The organism is Actinosynnema sp. NPDC059335 (genome assembly GCF_042752395.1).
In the GTDB taxonomy this organism is placed as follows: Bacteria; Actinomycetota; Actinomycetes; order Mycobacteriales; family Pseudonocardiaceae; genus Actinosynnema.
In genome coordinates this window covers 1-7150 of record NZ_JBHYXZ010000258.1, presented here as the reverse complement: position 1 = coordinate 7150, position 7150 = coordinate 1, and the positions used below count along the sequence as shown (strand labels likewise).

Annotated in this window: 7 protein-coding genes; 6 read left to right on the top strand and 1 reads right to left on the bottom strand. The window is 74.9% G+C overall.

Annotation, left to right across the window (positions count from 1 at the left end):
- Positions 1-501: 501 nt before the first annotated feature.
- The 6 genes from ACFXGA_RS38905 (at position 502) to ACFXGA_RS38880 (ending at position 6002) form a co-directional block, all read left to right on the top strand.
- Positions 502-1038 carry an EF-hand domain-containing protein gene (locus tag ACFXGA_RS38905; RefSeq protein WP_378097799.1) on the top strand — a complete coding sequence of 179 codons (537 nt, stop codon included), beginning with the start codon at positions 502-504 and terminating at the stop codon, positions 1036-1038.
- Entirely contained in the window at positions 1035-2129 is a 1095-nt protein-coding gene (locus ACFXGA_RS38900) for an isocitrate/isopropylmalate family dehydrogenase (protein WP_378097797.1), read from the top strand. The genes ACFXGA_RS38905 and ACFXGA_RS38900 overlap by 4 nt, the downstream gene beginning before the upstream one ends.
- On the top strand, positions 2126-2755 hold the full coding sequence (locus ACFXGA_RS38895) for a cysteine hydrolase family protein (protein ID WP_378097794.1): 630 nt from the start codon (positions 2126-2128) through the stop codon (positions 2753-2755). Before ACFXGA_RS38900 ends, ACFXGA_RS38895 begins: the two co-directional genes overlap by 4 nt.
- Positions 2731-3579, top strand: coding sequence for an SAM-dependent methyltransferase (locus ACFXGA_RS38890; RefSeq protein ID WP_378097791.1), 849 nt, complete (start codon positions 2731-2733; stop codon positions 3577-3579). Before ACFXGA_RS38895 ends, ACFXGA_RS38890 begins: the two co-directional genes overlap by 25 nt.
- An 87-nt stretch (positions 3580-3666) precedes the next feature.
- The gene (locus ACFXGA_RS38885; RefSeq protein ID WP_378097789.1) at positions 3667-4200 is read left to right on the top strand and encodes a hypothetical protein; all 534 of its coding nucleotides are present in this window, start codon (positions 3667-3669) and stop codon (positions 4198-4200) included.
- Positions 4201-4379: 179 nt separating this feature from the next.
- Positions 4380-6002: a tannase/feruloyl esterase family alpha/beta hydrolase gene (locus ACFXGA_RS38880; protein ID WP_378097786.1), complete on the top strand. Its 1623-nt coding sequence runs from the start codon at positions 4380-4382 to the stop codon at positions 6000-6002.
- Positions 6003-6047: 45 nt separating this feature from the next.
- Here the strand turns inward: ACFXGA_RS38880 and ACFXGA_RS38875 are convergent, their stop codons facing one another.
- On the bottom strand, positions 6048-6911 hold the full coding sequence (locus ACFXGA_RS38875; RefSeq protein WP_378097783.1) for a phosphotransferase enzyme family protein: 864 nt from the start codon (positions 6909-6911) through the stop codon (positions 6048-6050).
- Positions 6912-7150: the final 239 nt, after the last annotated feature.

The window sequence follows — 7150 nt, the reverse complement described above, 5'->3', positions numbered from 1 at the left end:
CGGCGCGCGGGGGGGGGCGCTTTCCCCCATACACACACTAACCCTCTCCGCCCCCGGCCCCGCGGCTCGCGCTGGCCCGCGGCCGGCGGGCCCCCCCCCCCCCGCGAGGAGCTTCACCGGCCGAACCGGTCGCCGCGGACCGTGTGGCCCGGTGATGTGGCGACACGCCCTCCGGCCCCTTCGGCGTTGCGCGGCATTCCGCGCCGGGTGTCCGGTCCGACGGCGCTGGCGGGCCGGGTCCCCGGAATGGCGGTTCCCGCCAACTCCGGTCGGGTGCGGGGGAGGGCGGGTCCGCGCCGTGGTTCGACGTCGCCGCCGACGTGCGCTGCGCGCCATGCGGCCAACGACACGGCTGATTCACACCTTCCGGTGAACAGGTCGATCTTTTGACCGGACGGGTTCCGCCTTCGACATCATGGGGCCTGGCACCGGACACGGCGGCGGGACGGCGGCGCACTCCGGCCGGCGTCCCGCCGCGACTTCTCGACGGGAGATGGAAACGTGAACCACGCTCAAGCGGCGTTGAGCCGGGTGGACCTCGTCTTCGACTTGTTCGACGCCGACGGCTCGGGCGCGATCGAGGCGGTGGACTTCGAGGTCATGGCCACCCGGGTGACCGAGGCGGCGGTGCTGTCCGACGCGGGGGCGAAGGGGGCGATGACCGCGGCGTTCCGCCGCTACTGGGAGACCCTGGCCGCGGAGCTGGACGACGACCGCGACGGCCGCGTCAGCCGGGAGGAGTTCGAAGACGTCGTGCTCTCGCCCGAGCGGTTCGACGCCACGATCGACGAGTTCGCCCGCTCGCTGGCCGGGTTGGGCGACCCGGACGGCGACGGGATGGTCGAGCGGCGGATCTTCACCGCGCTGATGTCCGCCATCGGCTTCGGGCGGCGGAACATCGACACGCTCTTCGACGCCCTGGGGCCCGACCCGGACGACCGGATCCCCGCGTCGGACTGGGCGGACAGCATCAAGGACTTCTACCGACCGGACGCGGCCGGCATCCCGGGCGACCACCTGGTGCCGAGTGCCGGATGACGGCGCACGTCGGACTCGCCGTGGGCCGGGGCACGGGCCCGGAACTCGCGGCCGTCTTCGAACGGGTGGTGGACCGGCTCGCCCGGCTGCACGGCGTCGAGCCGGTCATCACCCGCTCGTCCCGGATCTACCACTCCTACCACTCGCTGCGCGCCGAAGCCGGGGGGATCGAGGACCTGCGCCGGCTCACCGACGACGACGCCGGGCACTACGAGCGGTTCTGCCGGTCGCTGGCCCGGCAGGGCGCCACGGCGGTGTTCCGCACGGCGGTCAACGCCCAGTCGCTCTACCTGGTGAGGGAGCGCCTGCGCGCGGTGAAGGTCGACGTGATCGCGGCGCCCGGGTCGGCGCCCGACGCGGCGCTGCTGCTGGTCCGGGACCAGGCCCAGGGCTTCTACACGGGGGAGAACCGGCACGCGCCCGGCGTGCTGACCCGCACCACCCGGTTCAGCCGTGAGGTCACCGACGACGTCATCGCCCACGCCCTGGCCCGCGCGCGGCGGCAGTGGCCGGACGGCGGCCCCGACCGGATCGTCATGGCCTACAAGCACCACCTGCTCGACGGCGCGCTGGACGACTGGGTGCGCGCCGCGGCCGACCGCCACCGGGTGCGGATCGAGCTGAGCCAACCCGACACGGTGAACCGGAACCTGATCCAGCACGGGCTGCCGCGGCGCACGGTCGTGGTGGCGGGCAACGAGTGGGGCGACATCATGCACGTCGTCCTGCTGGACCGCTACGGCGTCGGCAAGCAGGAGAACCGCTGCACCGAGAACGCCTACCTGCACCCGGACCTGGCCGGGCTGGTGGAGTACCAGACCGTGCACGGCTCCGCCGACGACCTGGCCGGCCGCGACACCGTCAACCCGGTGGCCACCGTGCGGGCCGCGGCGGCCGTCGTGGAGCGGCACTGCGGCGGCCCGGGCGCGATCGGGGCGGTGGAACGCGCGCTCGCCGCCCTGACCGCCCGCGGCGTCCGCACCCCCGACCTCGGCGGGCGGCACTCGACCACCGCCGTGGTCGACGCGGTGCTCGCGGAGCTGCCCCGACCGCGCGGCGGGCGGCCGACGAGGCTGGAGGTCGGCACGTGACCCGGACGGCTCTGATCGTCGTGGACCTGCAGAACGACTTCTGCACCGGACCGGCCGCGACGGCCAGGTACCGCAAGGACCCGGCGCGCCTGGACGAGGTCACCACCAACGCCGCGCGCGCGGTCGACCTGGCGCGCGACCGCGGCGTCGAGGTGGTGTTCGTCCGCTTCGTCGGCGACGAGGCGTACCAGGGCCCGAGCTGGCGCCGGCGCAACGAGCGCAAGGGCCGGGCGGCGACCTGCGTCGAGGGGAGCTGGGGCGCGCGGTTCCACAAGGTCGCACCGGCGCCGGGCGAGTTCGTGGTCACCAAGCGGGCGTGCTTCGACGCGTTCCTGGCCGCCGGTTTCGAGGAACACCTGCGGCGGCAGGGTATCGGGCACCTGGTGCTCGCCGGGGTGTACGCGGACGTGTGCGTGGACTCCACCGCCCGCACCGCCTTCCAGAAGGGCTGGCACATCACGCTCCTGGTCGACTGCACCACCAGCCTGCTCCAGCGCGACGAGGACACCGTGCGGTTCATGGCCGAGCTGTACGGGGCCCGCACGACCACCCACGACCGCCCGGACACGTGGTGCGGTCCCGTCGGACGAGAGGATGAACGGTGCTCGGTGACGGCGTCGCGCTGACCGCGCTCATGGTCGCGGCCGCCCGCGCGATCGAGACCCACCGCGCGGACTGCCTGGCCCGCGACGACTACGCCGAGCACTTCGTGCGGTCCGCGCCCGCGTCCGCGGACTGGCCCGTGCGCCCGGAGGACGTCCCGGCCGGCGACGCGAACCCCCTGTGGGGCAGGCTGGCCCGCTACTTCGGGCTGCGCACCAGGATGCTGGACGACGTCGTGCTCGCGGCGGGCAACCGGCAGGCCGTGCTGCTGGGAGCCGGCCTGGACACCCGGGCGTTCCGGCTGGCCTGGCCGCCCGACTCCGTCGTGTACGAGGTCGACCGGCCCGCGGTGCTCGCCTTCAAGCAACAGGTCCTGGACGGCCTCGGCGCACGGCCGCGCGCCACCCGCCACCCCGTCGCCGCCGACCTCCGCGACGACTGGGCGCACCTGCTGCCGGGGTTCCGGCCCGACGAACCGACCACCTGGGTGGCCGAGGGCGTGCTGCTGTACCTGCCCAGCGCCGCCGAACGCCGGTTGATCGACACCGTGGACCGGCTGTCCGCGCCCGGCAGCACCCTGGCCTACGAGGTCAAGCCGCTCCCGGAGAACGCCTCGGCGCGCGACAGCCCCGTCTACACCTCGACCAAGGACCAGATCGGCATCGACCTGCTGGCCCTGTTCGACGCCGAGCCGCGACCGGACTCGGCCGCCACCCTCGCCTCCCGCGGCTGGACCACGCACGTCCACACACCGTTCGAGTTCACCCGCCGGCACGGGCGCGGACCACTCCCGGAACCGCACGACGCGCTGGCCGCGAACCGCTGGGTCATCGCCACGAAGACGTGATGCGCGCATCCCGCTGTCAGGACGCGTCCCCCTCGCCTCGCGCTCGGCGGCCACCCATCCCGGGGCATACCGGTCGATAATGGCCCAATGACGGCATGGCGCATGGTGGTACCGCGTGGGGGAAGGCCCCAGGCCCGGCTGACCGCGGTCCTCAGCGGTCTCTTCCTGGTGGTCGCGCTGGTCGTGACGGCATGGGGCCGGGGTACGTGGGGCACGGTGTTCCTGGCCTCGATCTTCACCGTCTCGGGGGTCGTCTGGTGGCGCATCGCGCGGACGGGCATCTACGTCAACTCGCGCGGCGTCAGGATCTGCGACACGATCAAGCGCGCCGTGGTGGTGCCCTGGGGCGAGGTCGTGCGGTTCGAGGCGCACCCGGTGCACGTGCCGAACCTGCCGGACGTGGGCGCGACCATCTCCCTCGTCGGGTCCCGCGTGCACCCGACACCGGTCAAACTGGCCCGCAACCGGAAGTTCGACGTCAAGGCGTACCGGCCGAACTACGACGTCGTGCTGGCCGAGGACGAGTTCTTCGCGGCGGTCGACTACCTCAACATGGAGATCGGTCCGCACCTCGGGCAGTCGTCCCGGCCGGACGGGGCGCCGCCGCCTCCCGCCGAGTGACCGCCGGGTCGGCGTGATCACCCGGGGAGCCGGGGTATCCACCTCTTGGGTGGTCCGACGGCGTCCGCGACGGGGACCTCGCTGCGGTGATCCGAGCGTTCGGGCCCGGAACCCCTGTCGGCCACCGGCGGGCGGGGGCTACGGTCGGACCGGTTGCCGGCCAAGGGGATGAGGTGCGCGTGGCCCGCTTGCCCGTCGTCGTCGGCCTGCTGGCCGCGCTGCTCGTTCCCGGGGCCACCGCGTCGGCCGCCCGGGCCGGCACGATCGAGCCGGTGGCCGAGTGCGCGGACCTGGTCCACGACTTCGCGATCCCGGGGACCCGCGTGCACGTGACGAGCGCCGAGCCGGTGCGGGCGGGCGCGGAGGCCGCGCACTGCGCGGTGCTGGGGTACGTCGAGCCGCGGGTGCGATTCCACCTGAAGCTGCCCACCACCACCTACACCGGCCGTTACCTCCAGTACGGGTGCGGCGGGTTCTGCGGTTCGCTCGCGGCGCCGGCGTTCCCCGACTGCGGCGCGGACGTCGGCGGCCTCGCGGTCGCCACCACCGACGACGGGCACGTGAGCGACGCCCCGGTGCCCTCCCTGGACGGCGCCTGGGCCGCCGACGACCGGGCCGCCCGCGACGACCTGGCGTTCCGCGCGCCGCACGTGGTGTCGATGGCCGCCAAGCGGCTCATCGAGGAGTTCTACGGCGATCCGCCGTCGTTCTCGTACTTCGGCGGGTGCTCCAACGGCGGGCGGGAAGGGCTGCTGCTGGCCCAGCGCTACCCGCACGACTTCGACGGGATCGTCGCCGGCGCGCCCGTCAACTACATGTCCGCGCTGCTGCTCTACCAGGCGTGGCTGGTCCGGGCCAACACCGGCGCGGACGGCCGCCCGGTGCTCACCGCCGACCGGCTGCCCGCGCTGCACGACGCGGTGATGAGGCACTGCGACCACCTCGACGGCCTGGTGGACGGCCAGATCGACGACCCGCGCCGGTGCGACCACGACCCGGCCGCGCTGCGGTGCCCGCCCGGCGTCGACCGGCCGACGTGCCTCACCCCGGCCCAGGTCGACGTGGTCCGCCGGCTGTACGCCGGACCCACCGACGCGCACGGCGCCAGGCTCTACCCGGCCGGTCAGGAACGCGGCTCGGAAGCGGCCTGGGCCGGCTGGGTCGTCCCCGTCCCCGGGTTCGGCGACACCTCGACGGCCGCCGTGCTGGCGGACAACTACCTCCGGCACATGGGCTACCCGACGGGCACGCCGCACTCGTCGTTGGCCGAGGTCGAGTTCACCACCCGCGAGTTCGCCCGGCTGGCCGTCGAGGGCTCCCGCGGCAACGCGATGAGCCTGGACCTGAGCGAGTTCCGCCGCGCGGGCGGCCGGTTGATCCTCTGGCACGGCTGGAGCGACCAGGCCGTCCCGCCGCGCGGCCTGCTCGACTACTACGAACGGCTGGCGCGCCACGACGGCGGGGACGTGCGGCGCTGGGCGCGGGTGTTCATGGTGCCCGGCCTCCGGCACTGCGGCGGCGGCGCCGGGCTGACCGGGTTCGACCCGGTGCCCGCGCTGCTGGCGTGGGTCGAGCACGGGACCGCCCCCGACCGCATCACCGCCGCCGGCCGGGACGCCGCCGGGCGCGTGGTGCGCACCCGGCCGGTGTTCCCGTACCCGCTGACGGCTCGCTACGACGGCACCGGGAGCGTCGACGACGCGGCCAACTTCCGCCCCGCCCCGCCAACCCGCCCGACGGGCGACGCGGTCGACTGGGTCGGCTCGTCCCTGCACCACAGGCCGGGCCCGGTCGCACCCTGACCCGCGGCTCGGCCACGACGGTCCCACGGCCGGCCCGGCGCGGTCCTACCGGTCGGCCAACCGCCCGTGCAGCACGTCGAGCGTCGGCCAGGGCGGACCGTCGCGCAGCGCGCGCAGCAGTCCCTCGCCGAACAGCCTCCCGTTCGGGAACTCGTCGCCCCGCTCCCAACGCCACGCCGCGACCATCGCGAGGACGAGCTGCCGGCACTCGTCCAGCAGCCCCCGGTCGAGGCCCGGGTAGTGGTCGCAGACCGCCTCGGGCACGTGGGCGAGGTCGAACTCGACGGGGCCGCGGCAGCACGTCTCGAAGTCGATGAACACCGGACCGCGCTCGGTGCCGAGCACGTTGCCCGGGTGCGGCTCGCCGTGGAGCAGCTGCTCCGGGGCACCGCGTTCCTCGATCGCGCGGCGCAGTGCCGCGAGCCTGCCGCCGAGGAAGGCGCGGTCCGCGTCGGCGAGCCCCGGCGAGCGATCCGGGTCGGCGACGACGTCCTCCGCCTGCGTGATCCGGTCCGTGAACCGCGGACTCGGCAGGTCGACCTCGCGCATGCCGGCGTGCAGCAGTTCCAGCGCCTTCGCGAAGTCCTGCGGCGGGACGTGCGCCACGGGCTCGCAGTAGGTCCACAGCGTCACGGCGAAGCCGTCGCGCGTGTGCACGCGCGGGTCCACGCGGGGCTCCAAGGGGCACACCGGGCCTCCGACCTCGGCGAGCCGCCGGGCCAGCTCGACCTCGAACCGCGCGACCTCCTGCCCCACCGGGGCGACCCGGGCGAAGACGTCGCACGGCGTCAGCCGCAGTGCCAGCTTGTTCGAGTTGTGGAGCACCTCCGCGCCGCCGACCGGCAGGCCGAGCGACGCGGCGACCGCCGTCGCGGCCGCCGTCGCCCGCGTCACGGTGGACATCTCCATCCGCGGATCCTGGCACACCGGCCACCGTCCTCTCGAACCACTTCTCCCCGGCGAGGGCCTGCCGCGGGTTGCCGTGCGGCGGGCCGGTCGGATGTCGCCTGCCGCGGGTTGCCCGGCGGGCCGACCGGTGGCGGGCCGATTGGTCGGCGGGGGGGGGCGGGCGGCCGGGGGCGCGGCGCACCCCGGGGGGGGCCCCGCGCGCGGGGCCGGCCGATGAATAGGTGCCCGGCGGCGGGGCC